11 protein-coding genes are annotated in these 15,940 nt (G+C 70.3%); 3 read left to right on the top strand and 8 right to left on the bottom strand.

Going from position 1 to position 15,940, the window contains the following annotated elements:
- Nucleotides 1-11: 11 nt before the first annotated feature.
- Nucleotides 12-1,079, top strand: coding sequence for an A/G-specific adenine glycosylase (gene mutY, locus PA01_08975; protein ID KON81707.1), 1,068 nt, complete (start codon nt 12-14; stop codon nt 1,077-1,079).
- A 3-nt stretch (nt 1,080-1,082) separates the two neighbouring features.
- Here the strand turns inward: mutY and PA01_18780 are convergent, their stop codons facing one another.
- Nucleotides 1,083-4,226 (bottom strand): EAL domain-containing protein, encoded by a 3,144-nt coding sequence (locus PA01_18780; protein KAI5913091.1) that lies wholly within the window; start codon nt 4,224-4,226, stop codon nt 1,083-1,085.
- A gap of 391 nt (nt 4,227-4,617) precedes the next feature.
- On the opposite strand from PA01_18780, the gene PA01_08965 reads away from it, so the two are divergent.
- Nucleotides 4,618-5,238, top strand: coding sequence for a trimeric intracellular cation channel family protein (locus PA01_08965; GenBank protein ID KON82408.1), 621 nt, complete (start codon nt 4,618-4,620; stop codon nt 5,236-5,238).
- On the opposite strand, the gene PA01_08960 is transcribed toward PA01_08965, so the two are convergent.
- Complete coding sequence (locus PA01_08960; GenBank protein ID KON81706.2) at nt 5,222-6,544, bottom strand: hypothetical protein; 1,323 nt, start codon at nt 6,542-6,544, stop codon at nt 5,222-5,224. The genes PA01_08965 and PA01_08960 overlap by 17 nt on opposite strands.
- Nucleotides 6,545-6,671: 127 nt before the next feature.
- On the opposite strand from PA01_08960, the gene mscL reads away from it, so the two are divergent.
- Nucleotides 6,672-7,091: a large conductance mechanosensitive channel protein MscL gene (gene mscL / locus PA01_08955; GenBank protein ID KON81705.1), complete on the top strand. Its 420-nt coding sequence runs from the start codon at nt 6,672-6,674 to the stop codon at nt 7,089-7,091.
- 40 nt (nt 7,092-7,131) lie between these two features.
- On the opposite strand, the gene PA01_08950 is transcribed toward mscL, so the two are convergent.
- Genes PA01_08950 through recB form a run of 6 tightly spaced genes read right to left on the bottom strand, consistent with a single transcriptional unit; the run spans nt 7,132 to nt 15,939 of the window.
- Nucleotides 7,132-7,773 carry an MBL fold metallo-hydrolase gene (locus PA01_08950; GenBank protein ID KON81704.1) on the bottom strand — a complete coding sequence of 214 codons (642 nt, stop codon included), beginning with the start codon at nt 7,771-7,773 and terminating at the stop codon, nt 7,132-7,134.
- Nucleotides 7,774-7,830: 57 nt separating this feature from the next.
- The gene (gene modC, locus PA01_08945) at nt 7,831-8,967 is read right to left on the bottom strand and encodes a molybdenum ABC transporter ATP-binding protein (protein KON82407.2); all 1,137 of its coding nucleotides are present in this window, start codon (nt 8,965-8,967) and stop codon (nt 7,831-7,833) included.
- Nucleotides 8,964-9,638, bottom strand: coding sequence for a molybdate ABC transporter permease subunit (gene modB, locus PA01_08940; protein ID KON81703.1), 675 nt, complete (start codon nt 9,636-9,638; stop codon nt 8,964-8,966). Before modB ends, modC begins: the two co-directional genes overlap by 4 nt.
- Complete coding sequence (modA, locus tag PA01_08935) at nt 9,639-10,391, bottom strand: molybdate ABC transporter substrate-binding protein (protein KON81702.1); 753 nt, start codon at nt 10,389-10,391, stop codon at nt 9,639-9,641.
- Nucleotides 10,388-12,256 (bottom strand): exodeoxyribonuclease V subunit alpha, encoded by a 1,869-nt coding sequence (gene recD / locus PA01_08930; protein KON81701.1) that lies wholly within the window; start codon nt 12,254-12,256, stop codon nt 10,388-10,390. The genes modA and recD overlap by 4 nt, the downstream gene beginning before the upstream one ends.
- Nucleotides 12,253-15,939, bottom strand: coding sequence for an exodeoxyribonuclease V subunit beta (gene recB, locus PA01_08925; GenBank protein ID KON81700.1), 3,687 nt, complete (start codon nt 15,937-15,939; stop codon nt 12,253-12,255). Before recB ends, recD begins: the two co-directional genes overlap by 4 nt.
- Nucleotide 15,940 lies beyond the last annotated feature (1 nt).

Below are 15,940 nucleotides of genomic sequence, written 5' to 3'. Positions count from 1 at the left end.
AACAGCGGGCAATGGAGACACACACGACTTTCGCCGCACGGCTCATCGACTGGCATCGCCGCGAGGGCCGGCACGACCTGCCGTGGCAGCACCCGTGCGGCCACGCCCCCGATCCGTATCGTGTCTGGCTGTCGGAAATCATGCTGCAGCAGACGCAGGTCGACACCGTGATCCCGTACTACGCGCGCTTTCTCGCGCGCTTCCCCGACCTCGCGGCGCTCGCCGCGGCGCCGGTCGACGAGGTGCTCGCGCTGTGGAGCGGGCTCGGCTACTACGCCCGCGCGCGCAACCTGCACAAGGCGGCGCAGAAGGTGGTCGACTGTCACGGCGGGAACTTCCCGTCGCGTGCCGCAGCGATCGCCCGGCTACCCGGCATCGGCCGCTCGACCGCAGCGGCGGTCGCGGCGTTCGCGTTCGGCGAGCGCGCGGCGATCCTCGACGGCAACGTCAAGCGGGTGCTGTGCCGCGCGTTCGGCGTCGCCGGCTTTCCCGGCGAGCGGGCAGTCGAGACGCAGCTGTGGGCGCTCGCCGAATCGCTGCTACCGCAGACGGACGTCGGCACTTACATCCAGGCGCAGATGGATCTGGGCGCGACGGTGTGCAGGCGCAGCCGGCCGGCGTGCGCACGCTGCCCGCTCGCCGACTCGTGTGTCGCCCACCGCGAGGACCGCCTCGCCGAGCTGCCCGCGGCGCGTCCGCGCAAGATCGTGCCGCAGCGCCGCGTGCGCGTCGCGGTGATTCACGCGGCCGGGCGCGTGCTGCTCGAGCAGCGCCCGCCTGCCGGCATCTGGGGCGGGCTGCTCGCGCTGCCGGAAATTCCCGACAGCGAGCCGGACGCCGCGCAGTGGCTGCAAACGCGCTTCGGCCTTGCGCCGCGCGCGAGCCTCCCGCTCGCCCCGCTGAACCACGCGTTCACGCATTTCCGGCTCGAGATTACGCCGATCCGCTTCGACGTCGAGGCCGCCGGGCGCAGCGTCGCCGAAGTCGGGCATCGCTGGCTCGCGCTCGCCGATCTGGACGCGGCCGCGCTGCCGACGCCGGTCCGGCGCATTCTCGACGCGCTCGCCGCCGCGGCGTGAGCCTCAGCATGACTCCGTGCACTCCGCCGCGCCGGCGACGCTTCGCAGCGGCGCCATCATCGCCTCGAATGCGTCGGCCGCGAGCGGCTTGCTGATCAGGTAGCCTTGCAGGTAATCGCAGCCCAGCGCACGCAGGAATTCGCGCTGCTCGGCGGATTCGACGCCTTCGGCGGTGACGCGCAGCCCGAGACTGTGCGCCATGTTGATGATCGCTTCGACGAGGCTCGCGTCGTTGCCGTCGTCCGGGCAGTCGCGCACGAAGCTGCGGTCGATCTTGACGATATCGACCGGGAAGCGCTTGAGATAGGACAGCGACGAGAAACCGGTGCCGAAATCGTCGAGCGCGAAGCAGATGCCCTGCTCCTTGATGTCGCGCATGCGGGCCTCGACGTTTTCGTCGCTACCGCCCATCAGCACCGATTCGGTGATCTCGAAGACCAGCGAACCGCATGTCGTGCCGCCTTCCGCGAGCAGCGCGCGCACGAGCTCCGGCAGGCCGGTTTCGCGGAACTGCACGCCCGACACGTTCAGCGTGAGGCGCAGCGGCGGATAGCCGCGCGCGAGCCAGTCGCGCCGCTGGCGCACGACTTCGCGCAGCACCCATTCCCCGATCGGGACGATCAGCCCGCATTCTTCCGCGACCGGGATGAATTCGAGCGGCGAAACCGTGCCGCGCTCGGGATGCTTCCAGCGGATCAGCGCTTCGGCCCCAACGAGCGCGCCGCTCGCGCAATCGACGATCGGCTGGTAATGCAGCTCGAACGCGCGCTGTTCGACGGCAATGCGCAGGTCCGCTTCGAGAAGCACGCGCGCGAGCGCATCGGCCTGCATGTGGGGAGCATAGGGCTGGGCGCGGTTCTTGCCCGCCTGCTTGGCCTTGTACATCGCGATGTCGGCGTTGCGCAGCAGCGTCTGGACGTCGTCGCCGTCGTCGGGAAACACGGTGATGCCGACGCTGCCGGAAATATGATGACGCGCGCCGCACAACGCGAACGGCTCGCGCAGCACGGCGACGAGCTTGTCGGCGATCGCGCCGAGGTCTGCACGGTCGGCAAGGTCGTGCACGACCACCGTGAACTCGTCGCCCCCGAGGCGCGCGACCGTGTCCTCGTCGCGCACGCAGGTGTTGAGGCGGCGCGCGACATCGACCAGCAGCTCGTCGCCGACGTCGTGGCCGAGCGAATCGTTGATCCACTTGAAGCCGTCGAGGTCGAGGAACAGCAGCCCGACCTTGCACCCATGCCGACGGGCATGGGCGAGCGCGCAACCGAGGCGGTCCTGCAGCAGGCTCCGGTTCGCGAGCCCCGTGAGCGCGTCGAAGTTGGCCTGGCGCCACATCGCGACTTCCTGCTGCTTGCGCTCGGTGATATCGCTGAACAGCGTGACGTACTCGGCGATCTTGCCGTCGGTGTCGCGCACCGCGGTGATCGTGACCCACTGCGGATAGCTGTCGCCGTCCTTGCGCCGGCTCCACACTTCGCCGGCCCAGCTGCCGCTCTCGACGATCGACGTCCACATCGCGTCGAAGAACGCCGCCTCGTGGCATTCGGGCTTGAACATCGACGACTTGCGGCCGATGACGTCGGCAGCGAGGTAGCCGGTAATGGTGCAGAACGCGGGATTGATCGACGTGATCACGCCGCGCGCATCGGTCGTCATGATGCCTTGGCTGCAGGCCTTGAACACCACCATCGCCTCGCGCATGCGCTCCTCGAAGCGCTTGCGTTCGGTGACATCCTGGACGATCGAGTAGAGCAGCTTCCTGCCGGCAATCTCGATCGGACTGCTCGCCACTTCGACGTCGCGCACGTCGCCGCATGCAAGCCGGTGGCGGAAACGGAACGCGTCGGTCTTGCGCGCCTGCGCAGTGTCGAACCGGATCTGCTCGCCACCCGGCACCTTGATGTCGTCGATCTTCATGCGCGTCAGCGAAACCGGATCGTAGCCGTAGTATTCGCAGGCTTTCGCGTTCGCATCGACGATACGGCCGTCGTCCGGATCGCTGACGAGCATCACGACGCGACTGTTCGCAAACAGCTCGCGGTAGCGCAACTCGCTTTCGATCAGCGCCTCTTCCATGCGCACGCGCTCGGTGAGGTCGCGCACGAGCACGATGAAGCCTTCCGGGGCGAGGCCGGTGCCGGCGAGGCGACTGACCGATGCGCTGAAATGGTGCGTGCCGCGCGGCAACTCGAGCGTGTATTCAACCTGCTTCGCCCCTCCGGTCGCGGAAATTTCCTCCAGCGCCGCGTCGAACTTCGCGACCACTGCCGGCGGCAGCGTTCGCGCATACGACCGACCGAGAAAGCACTCCGGCGGCATCAGCAGCAGTCCGGGATCGGGCGCGTGGAATTCCGCGATGCGCCGGTTCCGGTCGATGACGAACATCAGGTCGGGCAACGACGCGATCAGCGCGGCGAGCTTCACTTCGCGATCGCGCAGCTCACGCTCGGCCCGCTTCTGCAGCGTGATGTCTTCCTTGACCGCGACGAAGCCCGAAATCGTTGCATCGACTGCCCGGATCGGCGCGATCGACGCGCGCTCCCAGTAATGCACGCCGTCCTTGCGCACGTTCTCGAACTCCCCGCGCCACACGTGGCCGTGCGTGATCGTCGCCCACATTGCCGCGTATTCATCCGCGGAACGATTGCCGGACTTGAGGATGCGCGGGTTCTTTCCCATCACTTCTTGCGCGGTGTAGCCGGTGCTGCGTTCGAACTGCGGATTGACGTACTCGATGTTTCCGCTGCGGTCGGTGATGACGATCGATGCCGGACTGCATTCGACTGCCGTCGACAGCTTGCGCAGCTGCTGTTCGCCGACATGCGCGACCGACTGCGCGCGATCCAGCTCCGCCTCGCGCGCCCGCACTTGGGCGCTGCGCGCTGCCCCCAGTCGCCGGAGCTCGGCGCGCTGCGCGCGCACCTGCGCGATCTGGCTTGCGAGCACGCCAAGCAGCAGGCTGAACAGCAGCGCCACGGCGGCGTTCAGCGACAGCACCCGGTTGTCGCCCTCGACGCTCGGCAGCCAGATGCCGCCCCCCAGGCCCAGCACGAGCAGGCAGGAGATCATCGCCGCGACAAGGAAAACGACGATGCCGACGACGAGCGGGCGGCGCTGCCGACCGCACTCCGACCAGTTCGCCATGATCACTCCGGCCCCGTTCGGCGGGGTGCATCGGACATCAAACGTTCCTTCACGCCCCGGCTCCCTGACAGGCAGAACACCATTTTAGTGCGACGCCGTGCAATTTCGATGCCAAGCACTTCACCATTGTCCCCAATTCATCACGCGCTGCCCGATCCCCGCCCAGCAACACGACGCTCGCGCGGGAAATCGCCTGCGGAATCGCGATCACCCCCAGTACACCCCCTAACGCCCCGGCAACACGACGCGCGGCGACTCTATCACGGGTGCCGTTCCCGCAGCTCGTCGAGTCCCGCCGCGGGGATGCGCTGCGCGCAGCCCCGGGAGTCGAATGACCGATTCGTCGAACTGCCGGCCGGACAGACGCGCAGCGATGCTATTCTCGCGCCCGATGATTCCGATCGATATTCTCGTCTATGGCATCGGCCTCGCCGGCGTCGCCGCGCAGGCGGCTGCCGGCGTACTCGAAGCCGGGCGCAAGCGCTTCGACCTTTTCGGCATGGTCATCGTCGCGCTCGCGGCAGCGCTCGGCGGCGGCTCGTTGCGCGACCTGCTGCTCGACCGCACGGTGTTCTGGATCGCCGATCAGAGCTACCTGATCACCGCCTTGACGGCCGGGCTGGCGGCGTTCGCGCTGGTGCGCTTCGTGCACCTGCCGGGCAAACTCTTCCTGCTGCCGGACGCGGTCGGCCTCGCGCTGTTTACCGTCAGCGGCACGCAGGCGGCGCTGGCGCTCGGCACGCCGTGGCTCGTCGCGAGCCTGATGGGCGTCGTCACCGGTGTATTCGGCGGCATCGTGCGCGACGTGCTGTGCAACGAGGTGCCGCTGGTGTTCAGCGGCGAACTGTATGCGACCGCGTCGTGGGCCGGCGCGCTGCTGCTGATCGCGATGAAAGCCTCCGGAGCGACGCCCGGCGTGTCGGCGCTCGCCGCCGGCGTCCTGGTGCTCGTAATCCGCCTCGGTGCGATGCGCTTCGGCTGGCGCCTGCCAGTGTTCAGCGCGCGCCTGTAGTCGGGTTCGCCCCCACCAGGCGGCCGGTCAGGCGCACGCGCGCGTTCTCGCTGACGAGCCCGCCGAGCGTCAGCCGGTCAACCCGCAGATCCGCCTCGACCGGCCAGTTGCGCCACGCCGTCAGGTCCGCCGGTGCGGGCTGGGCGGCCGGCGGCGGCAGATAGCGATCGAGGTCGAGCCGGTCGAGCGACAGCGTCACGCTCAGCGGCGGCACCGCGTCCGGCTCGAAGTGCCAGCGACCGTCGAAACGGCTGCGCTCGAAACTGCCGGCGAGCGTGCCGCGGACGACGGACGGCGCCGCCGGATCGAAGCGCAGGTCGCCTGAAAACGACACGATCAGCGGCGCCGGCGTGCCTCCCGGGTGCGGCAGCTCGACCGTGCCGCCGTTGAACGTGGCGTCGCTCGCCGTGTCGCGGGGGACCGCATCGGCCGCTGCGCGGCCGGCGGTGCCGTCCGCCGGCATCTCCAGCATCGCGAGACTGCCCTGCACCGCCAACGTGCTCTCGCCCGCCGCAAGTTCAAGCGCGAACCGGCTGTCGCCGAGCCGCACGGCGCCGTCACGTTCCCGGCGCAGCCGCGCGACGTCCACGTCAGCGCGATCGACGCGCCACTGCGCCACACTGCCCTCGGCGCTGAATGACAGGTTTTCGATGATCGCGGCGCCGTCGTCGGATCGATAATTTCCGCTCGATGCGATTCGCACGTCCGCCGCGAACGCGGCAGCCGCCGTCGCGCGAGCGTGCAGCTCGAACGTGCCCGGCATGCCCGGCGCGAGCGGGCCCGCCGTGAGGCGCAGTTCCGACAGGCCGGCGAGCGGCTCGCCGCGAGCGCCGACGACGCGAAGCGACGTGTTCGTGACCACGAGCCTGCCGATCGGCACGCCGGCACCGTCGCCCGCTGTCGTGTCCGGGCGCAGCCAGCCGGCGAAGTTCCAGTCTCCTTCGTCGCCGCGCCGCAAAGCGATGTCGCCCCCTTCGAGCGTCAGCGCCGACAGCGCGACGCGACCGTGCCGCAACTGCGCCGGATCGAGCTCGAGCGCCAAAGCGCGGATTTCGAGCATGTCGGCTTCACCGTCGCCCGCGACCCGCATGCCGTTGACGACGAGCGCCGGCGCCGGCCACAGCCGCACGCGAACGGGGCCGTCGACGCGCACGGCCGGCACGACGCGGGCCTGCAGGCGGCGTTCGAACTCGGCCCGCAGCCATTCCCCGCCGAAATACATGGCAGCGGCGATGACGATCGCGGCCAGCGCGAGCACCAGCGCGAAGAAAACCGTCGCGCGGCGCATGCGCATCGCCCGGGTCATGTCACCGCTGCCCCATCGCGCTGCGAACGCGCCGCCGCTGTGCAGCGCCACCGGCAGGCGCTAAGATGGCGCCGGCATCGGTTTCGCGGCGCCCTCGGGGGCCGACAACGACAGGAGAGTGTCCCGAATGAGCTTAATGCGTGAGTTCAAAGAGTTCGCGATGCGCGGCAACGTCATCGATCTGGCCGTCGGGGTCATCATCGGCGCGGCGTTCGGCAAGATCGTCGATTCCCTCGTCAAGGACATCGTGATGCCGGTGATCGGACGGCTGCTCGGCGGCGTCGATTTCCGGCACTTGTACATCAATCTCGGCGACCAAACTTACGAGACGATGGAAGCCGCCGAGAAGGCCGGCGCGCCGCTGGTGAAATACGGGCAGTTCATCAACACGACGATCGACTTCCTCATCATCGCGTTCGCGATCTTCGTCGCCGTCAAGGCGATCAACCGCCTCAAGCGCTCGGAACCGCCCCCGCCCCCGCCGCCGGTGGAGCTCGAAGAAGTCAAGCTGCTGCGCGAAATCCGCGACGCCCTCAAGCGCGGCTGAAACGGGCGAGGCCGTCGGCAACGGCGTCGCCCGCAAGGCTTCAGGCGTGGTCGCCGACGTACGGGTTGCTGCGGCGTTCCTCGCCGAACGTCGAAGTCGGCCCGTGACCGGGGACGAACGTGATGTCGTCACCGAGCGGAAAGAGTTTGTGCCGGATCGAGCGGATCAGCGTCGCGTGGTCGCCCTGGGGGAAATCGGTGCGGCCGATCGAGCCGGCAAACAGCACGTCGCCGACGATCGCCAGGCGCGCATCGGCATGGAAGAACGCGACATGGCCGGGCGTGTGGCCTGGTACGTGGATCACGCGGAGCCGCTCGTCGCCGACCGTCACCGTGTCGCCATCGTGCAGCCAGCGCTCGGGCTCGAAGCTCTCGGCGCCCGGAAAACCGAACGTTTTGGCCTGTTGAGGGATGCCGGCGATCCAGAAAAGGTCCGCTTCGTGCGGCCCTTCGACCGGCACTTGAAGCTCGCGCGCGAGCTGCGCAGTGCCGCCGGCGTGGTCGATGTGGCCGTGCGTGATGAGGATCTTCTCGATCGTGACGCCGAGCTCCTTCGCTTTCACGAGGATGCGCTCGAGGTCGCCGCCGGGGTCGACGACCGCGGCCTTGCGCGTCTTGTCGCACCACAGGATGCTGCAGTTCTGTTCGAAAGGGGTCACGGGGACGATACGCAGGTCGATCATGGCAGGCGAGGATCCGGGTTGAGCAACGCAACAGTTTAGCCGGTTAATTTCACTTCGCTAGCGCAGCAGCGCGACGCCCTTGACCTGCGCATACACGTCGCGACCCGGCACGATGCCGAGCTGCGCGGCCGAACGGCGCGTGATGCGCGCGAGCAGCGCCGTGCCGGCCACGTCGAGACATACCAGCGTGCGCCCGGGATCGGCCTCGTCGAGCGACACGACGCGCGCCGGCAGCACGTTGAGGATGCTCGAATCGTGGCGCTCGGACAGCGCGAGGCTGACGTCGCGGGCGAGCACGCGCGCCCTGACGCGGGACGCGACCGGCGCATCGAGGCCGGTGATCCACAGCGGCAGCCCGGCGAATTCGAGCCGCGTCAGCGCATAGGCTTCGTCATGCGCGACGACGCGCGCGTCGATGACGACGAACGCGTCCTCGTCGTGCGCGAACGGCAGGTCGAGGCGCGCCATCACTTCGCCGATCGGCCCGGCGGCGAGCGCGCGCCCGTCGGCGAGCAGCACGACGTGGTCGGCGAGCCGCGCGACTTCCTCGGGCGCGTGGCTGACGTACACCACCGGGATGTCGAGCTCGGCGTGCAGGCCTTCGAGATACGGCAGGATTTCCTGCTTTCGCTTGACGTCGAGCGCCGCGAGCGGCTCGTCCATCAGCAAGAGTCGCGGGCTCGTCGCGAGCGCCCGCGCGATCGCGACGCGCTGGCGCTCGCCGCCGGACAGGCGCCCGGGCAGGCGTGCGAGCAGCGGTTCGATGCCGAGCAGCGCGATCGCCTGGTCGAGCGGGATGCGCCGCGCCGCGGCCGGCACGCGCTTCAGGCCGAATTCGAGGTTGCGCCGCACCGTCAGGTGCGCGAACAGGCTCGCTTCCTGGAACACGTAGCCGAGCGGGCGGCGGCATGTCGGCACGAAGAGACGCCGTGACTCGTCCTGCCACAGCTCGCCGCGCACCGCGAGATACCCGTGCGCGGCGCGCTCGAGCCCGGCGAGACAGCGCAGCAGCGTCGTCTTGCCCGATCCGGAATGGCCGAACAACGCGATCACGCCGCGCCCCGGCAACGCGAGGTCGACGTCGAGCCGGAAACCCGGCCAGCCGAGTCCGAAGCGCGCCCGGATCGCGGTGTCGTCGCCGGCGATCGCGCCGGTTCGCGCGCTGCCGGGAGCGAAGGGCGCCGCGCCGCTCACCGCAGCACTTCCTTTTTCCGCCCGTACAGCGCGAGCAGCACGACGAAGCTGAACACCAGCATGCCTGCCGACAGCCAGTGCGCCTCGGCGTACTCGAGCGCTTCGACGTGGTCGTAGATCTGCACCGAGACGACGCGCGTCTTCTCCGGGATGTTGCCGCCGATCATCAGCACGACGCCGAATTCGCCGACCGTGTGCGCGAAGCCGAGGATCGTCGCGGTGACGAAGCCGGGCCGCGCGAGCGGCAGCACGACGCTGAAGAACGTGTCGATCGCGCCGGCGCGCAACGTCGCTGCGACTTCGAGCGGGCGCTCGCCGATCGCCTCGAACGCATTCTGCAGCGGCTGCACGACGAACGGCAGCGAGTAGAACACCGAGCCGACGACGAGCCCGGCGAACGTGAACGGCAACAGGCCGAGCCCGAGCGCCTGCGTGAGCTGGCCGACCGGACCATGCGGACCGAGCGCGACCAGCAGATAGAAGCCGATCACCGTCGGCGGCAGCACCAGCGGCAGCGCGACGACCGCGCCGACGACGGCTTTCCAGCGCGAGCGGGTGCGCGCGAGCCACCACGCGACCGGCGTGCCGACGACGAGCAGCACTGCCGTCGTCACTGCGGCGAGTTCCAGCGTCAGGCGGATCGCGGCGAGGCCGGCCGGATCGAGCGCCATTTAGCGGTCGTATCCATGCGCGCGCATGATCGCGGCGGCTTCGTCGCCTGCGAGGTATTCACGCAGCGCGCATGCAGCGGGATTGTCCCGGGCGCGGGCGAGGATCACGCCGTCCTGGCGGATCGGCGCGTGAAGCTGCGCCGGCACGACCCACGCCGAGCCGCGAACGATCGTGCCATCGGCGCTCACCTGCGACAGCGCGACGAAACCCAGTTCGGCATTGCCGCTCGCGACGAACTGGTAAGCCTGTGCGATGTTCTCGCCGGTCACGAGCTTTTCGCGCAGCACGTCGGCGAGACCGAACCGGTTCAGCACTTCGAGGGCGGCCGCGCCATACGGCGCCGTTTTCGGGCTCGCGATGGCGAGATGACGGAAGTCGCCGCGCTTGAGCGCCTCGCCGTGCGCATCGACGAAACCGGGCTGCGCCGACCACAGCACGAGCCGGCCGATGCCGTACGTGAAACGGCTGCCGCGCAACGCCAGCCCTTCCTCTTCGAGCTTCGCCGGCGCCTTCGCGTCCGCGGCGAGGAAGACGTCGAACGGCGCGCCGTTCCTGATCTGCGCGTAGAACTTTCCGGTCGCGCCGAACGCGAGCAGCGCCTTGTGACCGGTATCGCGCTCGAACGCCGCGGCGATCTGCTGCATCGGCGTGGCGAAGTTCGACGCCACCGCAACGCGCACTTCGCCGGCATCGGCCGGCAAAACGAGCGCAAGCAGCGCGAGCGCGACGAGACGGCGCAGCCGGCCAATCATCGCGAACCTCCCGGCGGGAGCCGAAGTGCGTCGCCCGCTTCGACCATGCGGTCGATCAGGCCGCTTTCGCGCACTGTCGGCGTGCCGCACGCGGCGAGCAGCACCGCTTCCGGCCCGGCGAGCACGACTTCGCGCGCCGCGCGCGTGACGCCGGTGTACAGCAGTTCGCGCGTCATCACTTTCACCGCCGTCGCCGGCAGCAGCACCACCACTTTCGCGAACTCCGAGCCCTGCGCCTTATGCACCGTCATCGCGAACGCGGTGGCGTGGGCGGGCAGGCGCAGCGGCGCGAGCTCGCGCCAGCCGCCGGCGGGGTCGGGGAACACGACGCGCAGCTCCCCGTGCGCATCCGGCAGGCAGATGCCGATGTCGCCGTTGTAGAGCCGCAGCAGGTAATCGTTCTTCAGCACGATCACCGGCCGCCCCGGATACCACGGCGACGCGGCAACGCCGGACCCCTGAGCGACTGCGGCGCGGGCGTGGCGCGTGAGCCGTTCGTTCGTCGCGTCGGTGCCGCGCGGCCCGCAATGCACTGCGCACAGCACGCGAAAACGGTCGAACGCGGCGAACACCCGCGCCGGATCACCGTCGTACGCGCGCAGTGCGTCGAAATAACCGGCGTAGCCCTGCTCGAGGCGTGCCAGCACCGCAGCGGCCGGCGCGTCTGCGTCGTCGGCGAGCCATTCGACCGACGGGTCGCCGCCTTCGCGCAGCCACGCGAGCACTTCGTCGCCGGCGCCGGCGTTGATGCCGGCGGCGAGCCGGCCGATGCCGGAGTCGGCGGAAAAGCGGTGACTCTCGGAGAACCAGGCGACGCTGCCGGCAAGCGGCGTCGCGCGACGCCGCCCGGGCGGCACGATCGCGGCGGCCGGCGTGCCGGTCAGCGCCGCGAGCCGCGCGACGCAGGACGCATCGAGCGACGGGTCGGCGCACAGCTCGGCGAACACTGCGCCGGCCTCGACCGCGGCGAGCTGGTCCTTGTCGCCGAGCAGGATCAGCCGCGCGTGCGGCGGCAGCGCGTCGACGAGGCGCGTCGCGAGCGCGAGATCGAGCATCGACGCCTCATCGACGACCAGCACGTCGAGCGCGAGTGGGTTGCTGGCGTGGTGGCGAAAGCGCCCCGGCTGCGGCGTCACGCCGAGCAGGCGATGCAACGTGTGCGAGGTCTGCGGCAAGCGAGCACGCACGCCATCCGGCAGCGACACGCTGCGCGCGCGCAGCGCGTCGAGCATGCGCGCGGCGGCCTTGCCGGTCGGCGCGGCGAGCGCGATCCGCAGCTCCGGTTCACTGCTCAGCAGGCACGCGAGCAGCGCCGCGACGGTCGTCGTCTTGCCGGTGCCGGGTCCGCCGCTGATGACGGTCAGGCGCCGTTCGAGCGCGAGCGCGACCGCGAGCTTCTGCCAGTCGGCGCGCCCGTCGAGCCGCGCAGCGTTGGCGGCGAACAGTTCGCCGAGGCGCTCGATCGCGGCCGGCGGCGACGCCGGCAGCGCGCTTGCGGCACGCGTGACGAGCGCGGTCGCGAGGCGCCGTTCCCAGTCGTAATGGCGGCGCAGGTACAGCCGGTCGGCCGCATCGAGCAGCAGCGGCCGCGGTTCGGGCGCCCCGGCGCGGCCGACGACGCCGCTCGCGAGCAATGCGTCGCGCAGCGCGGCGACCGTCTCGTCCGCGGCGACGAGCTCGGCGAGCGGCACACACACGTGCCCGGCGGCGACCGCGAGGCTCGCGCGCATCGCCGCAGCGCGCAGCCGCGGCACGCACGCGTCGGGTGCGCCGGCGGCGCGCGCCCAGCTCACGACATGCGCGGCAAAACCGTGCGCGAGATCGGCGTCGGCGCTCTGGTCGGGGCGCAGGTCGAGAGGGTTCATCGTACGGGTTCCGCGGCGGGGACGCCGCCGATCAGGCGGTCGAGGCTCGCGAGAGTCCCGGCGTCCGGGCGATGGAAATACACGCCGGCCGGATGCTTGCCGAGCTGCCAGCCGGGCCGAACGCCGCGCACGAAAAGATACAGCACGCCGCCGAAATGGCGCTCGAAGTCGTAGTCCGGCACGGTGCGCCCGAGATGGCGGTGCAGCGCGACGGCATAGAGCAGGTGCTGGAGATGGTAGCCGTGCGTGCGCATCGCCTCTTCGACGCGCGCCGGCGCGTAGTCTTCGGCGGTGAAGCCGAGGTGGTTCGATTTCCAGTCGAGCACGTAGAAGCGCCCGTCATGCTCGAAGACGAGATCGATGAAACCTTTCAGGTAGCCGGCGAGCGCGCCGAACGCGAGCCGCGGCACAGGGTAGCCGGCACGGGCGAGCCAGTCGTTCAGCGCTTCGGCGGACAGCCGCGGCGCCGGCAGGTGGAAACCGAGTTCGACGAGCTTGCGGCTGCGCGGGATGCGGCCGAGCACGATGCCGCCGGGCAGCGGCGTCGCGAGCACGTCATCGACGAGGCGCTCGAGCATGCGCGCGAGCACGGCCTCGGCACCGCGCTGCGGATGCCCGGCGAGCGCCGCCGCGATCGCCGGCGCGCGGCTCGCCGCAGCGCAGAAATCGAGCCGTTCGAACACCGCGTGGATGCAGTCGCCGGCCGCAGGGCCGCGCGGAAAGCACAGGATGTCGTCATCGGCGAGCGGCGCCGGCGCGCGTTTTCCGTCGCCGTCGGCGCGCAGTTCGCCGCGATCGACCCACGCGTCGTGGTCCTGCGCCGCCGCCTCAGTGCCTGCGCCGTGGCTCATCGCGCTGAAACTGCCGATTCGCCACGCCGACGGCAGGCGGGCCGGCGGCGGCAGCACATGCAGTGCGTCGGCATTAGGTTCGAGATTCGCGAGCCGCGCGCCGCCGCCGGTCGGCAGGTTGACGATCGCCAGATCGGGTTCGGCACGCTCGAGCAGCCGCGCCCACGCCGCCTCGATGTCGTCCGTCGTCAGCTTGTGCCGGAGCCACTCCGCGTGGCTTGAGCCGGCGCCGGCGACGAGCCAGTTCAGCAGGCTGCGTGTGCTCTCGGTCGGCGACGCCGTCTTGCCGTTCTTCTTCAGGTAGCAGCCGGCGACGAGATAGCAGCGGTACACGGCGCGCGTCATCGCGACATAGACGAGGCGCAGGAACTCGGCGTCGCGCTCGCGGCGCATCAGCGCCTTGACATCCTCGTCGTCGCGCGCGGCGGGGCGAAAGTCGAGCAGCAGCCCACCTTGCGCGTCGTGATACACGCAGCCTTCGCCGTCATCGCCGCGGCCCGGGAAGCCGTCCCACAGGAAAGGGCAGAACACGACGCCGTATTCGAGCCCTTTCGAGCGGTGGATCGTCACGATCTGCACGAGGTTGCGGTCGGATTCGAGCCGCACCTGTGTCGCCTCGCTGACCTGCGCTTCGCGCCGCCGGCTCGCGAACCAGCGCAGCAGCGCGTCCGGCGACGGGTGTTCGGCGGCCACCGCATGCAGGCATTCGGCCAGATGCAGCAGGTTCGTCAGCCGCCGCTCGCCATCGTCGCGCGCGAGCAGGCGCACGTTGACGCCCTCCTGCACGATCCAGCGCCGCAGCATCACGCCGAGGCCGCGCGCGAGCCACACTTCGCGCAGCTCGGCAAAACGGGCGATCACGCGCAGCAGCTCGGCTTCGTCGGCGACGAGCGCGTCGAGTGCGGCGGCGTCGCGGCCCATCAGCGCGGTCGCGAGCGCCGCCGACAGCAGCGGCAGGTGCGCCGGCTCGGCGATCGCGAGCAGCACGCGCTCGAGCTCCTCGGCGTCCGGGCTGTGGAAAACGCTCTGCTGCGACAGCTCGACGCTGCCGACGCCGAGCGCGGTGAGCGCTTCGCGCATCCGTGCGCCCTGGCTGTGGCTCTTGACCAGCACCGCGATGTCGCCCGGCGCGAGCGCACGTCCGCCGATCGTGATGTTCCCGGCGGCGCCTTCAGCGATGAGCCGGACGATCTCCGCCGCAGTCGCTGCCGCCGCGCTTGCGACGACTGCGGCGCGCAGCGGCAGCACGCCGTCCGCATCCGGCGCGATCCACCACACGCGCAGCGACGCCGCATCCGCTGCGGCCGACAGGTCGACGAACCGCTGACGCGGTTTCGCGCCTTCGCTGACCGGCTCGTACGCGAGCCCGTCGAGCACGAACGCTGCGGGGTTCGCCGTGAACAGCGCGTTGCACGCGCCGATCAGGCCGCCGAGCGAACGCTGGTTGTGGCTCAGCGTGTAGCGCGAGTCGGCAGCGCTGCGGGCGTGCAGATAAGTGTGCAGGTCGGCGTTGCGGAAGCTGTAGATCGCCTGCTTCGGATCACCGACGAGGAAGAGCCCGCCGTGCCGTCCGCCGGTGGCGTAGATGCTGCGGAAAATCTCAAACTGCAGCGGATCGGTGTCCTGGAATTCGTCGATCAGCGCGACCGGGTAGCGCTGGTGCAGCGCCGCCGCGAGCCACGGATTGTCGGCGCCGGCGAGCGCTTCATGGGCGTTGAACAGGATGTCGTCGAACGCGATGCGCCGGCGCTCGCGCTTGGTCGCGCGCAGCCGCGCCGCGCCCGTTTCGAGAAAGCGGCGCAGCAGCGCGAGGCGCGCGGCGTCGAGCGCCGCGATGACTTCGTCGCGCAGCGCGAGCACGCGTACCGCAGCGTCGAAGAAAGGGTGCTGCGGCGCGCTGCAGTGCTTCTTCACGCATTCATCGATGCGCGTCGCCGAAAACAGCGCGAACTTGCCGTCCTGCACGTCGAGCGGCGCGAGCGGATCCCCGCCGGCGAGCCAGCTCGTCCAGCTCTTCGCCGCCAGCGCGACGCCGTCGGCTTTGTAGCTCGTCGCGTTCAGCTGCGGCAGGCCGGCGAGCAGAGCGTCATGGGCGTCGCGCCCGTCGCCGTTCCACAGCGCGCACGCGTCGGCGAACGCCGCCTGGACCGCGGACAGATCGGGTTTCACCGCGCCGCCCGCGTCGGGCCAGCGCTTTTGCGCGAGGGGGCGGGCGAGATAGCGCCCGAGCAGCGCGGCCCAGCGCTCCGGACTGTCGCCGCGCGCGATCAGCAGTTCGCCGAGTTCGGCCGGGCAGTCGTCGCTGGCGATTTCGCGGCGCCAGAAGTCGCGCGTCGCCTCCAGGCGCAGCTCGAGGTCGTCTTCGGCGAGCTCGAGCGCGAACGGCAGCGCGGCGGCGAACGGCGTGTCGGCGAGCGCGCGTTGGCAGTAACCGTGGATCGTGAAAATCGCCGCTTCATCGAACGTCTGCAGCGCCAGGTCGAGCCGCTCGCGGATCTGCGCGCGCGCGATCGCGCGCGCTTCGAGCGCGGCGACGAGCTGCGCGACGAACGGGTCGCCGCCGCCGGCGGCGCCGTCGAGATACGCGAGCGTGCCGGCGATGCGCTCGCGCACGCGGCTTTTCAGTTCGGCGGTCGCGGCGCGCGTGAACGTGACGACGAGGATCGCGTCGACCGGCAACTCGCGCTCGACGAGCAGGCGCAGGAACAGGCCGCAGATGTTCCACGTCTTGCCGGTGCCGGCCGACGCTTCGATCAGGCGGATGCCGTCGAGCGGGCAGCCGAAGACGTCGAGCTCGTCGGCGGCGCAAGAGCCGGGCGCGGGCATCGTCATG

This window comes from Azoarcus sp. PA01, from assembly GCA_001274695.2.
Taxonomy (GTDB): Bacteria; Pseudomonadota; Gammaproteobacteria; order Burkholderiales; family Rhodocyclaceae; genus Aromatoleum.
The sequence above is the reverse complement of the archived record's forward strand: the minus strand, read 5'-3'. Positions and strand labels throughout refer to the sequence as shown.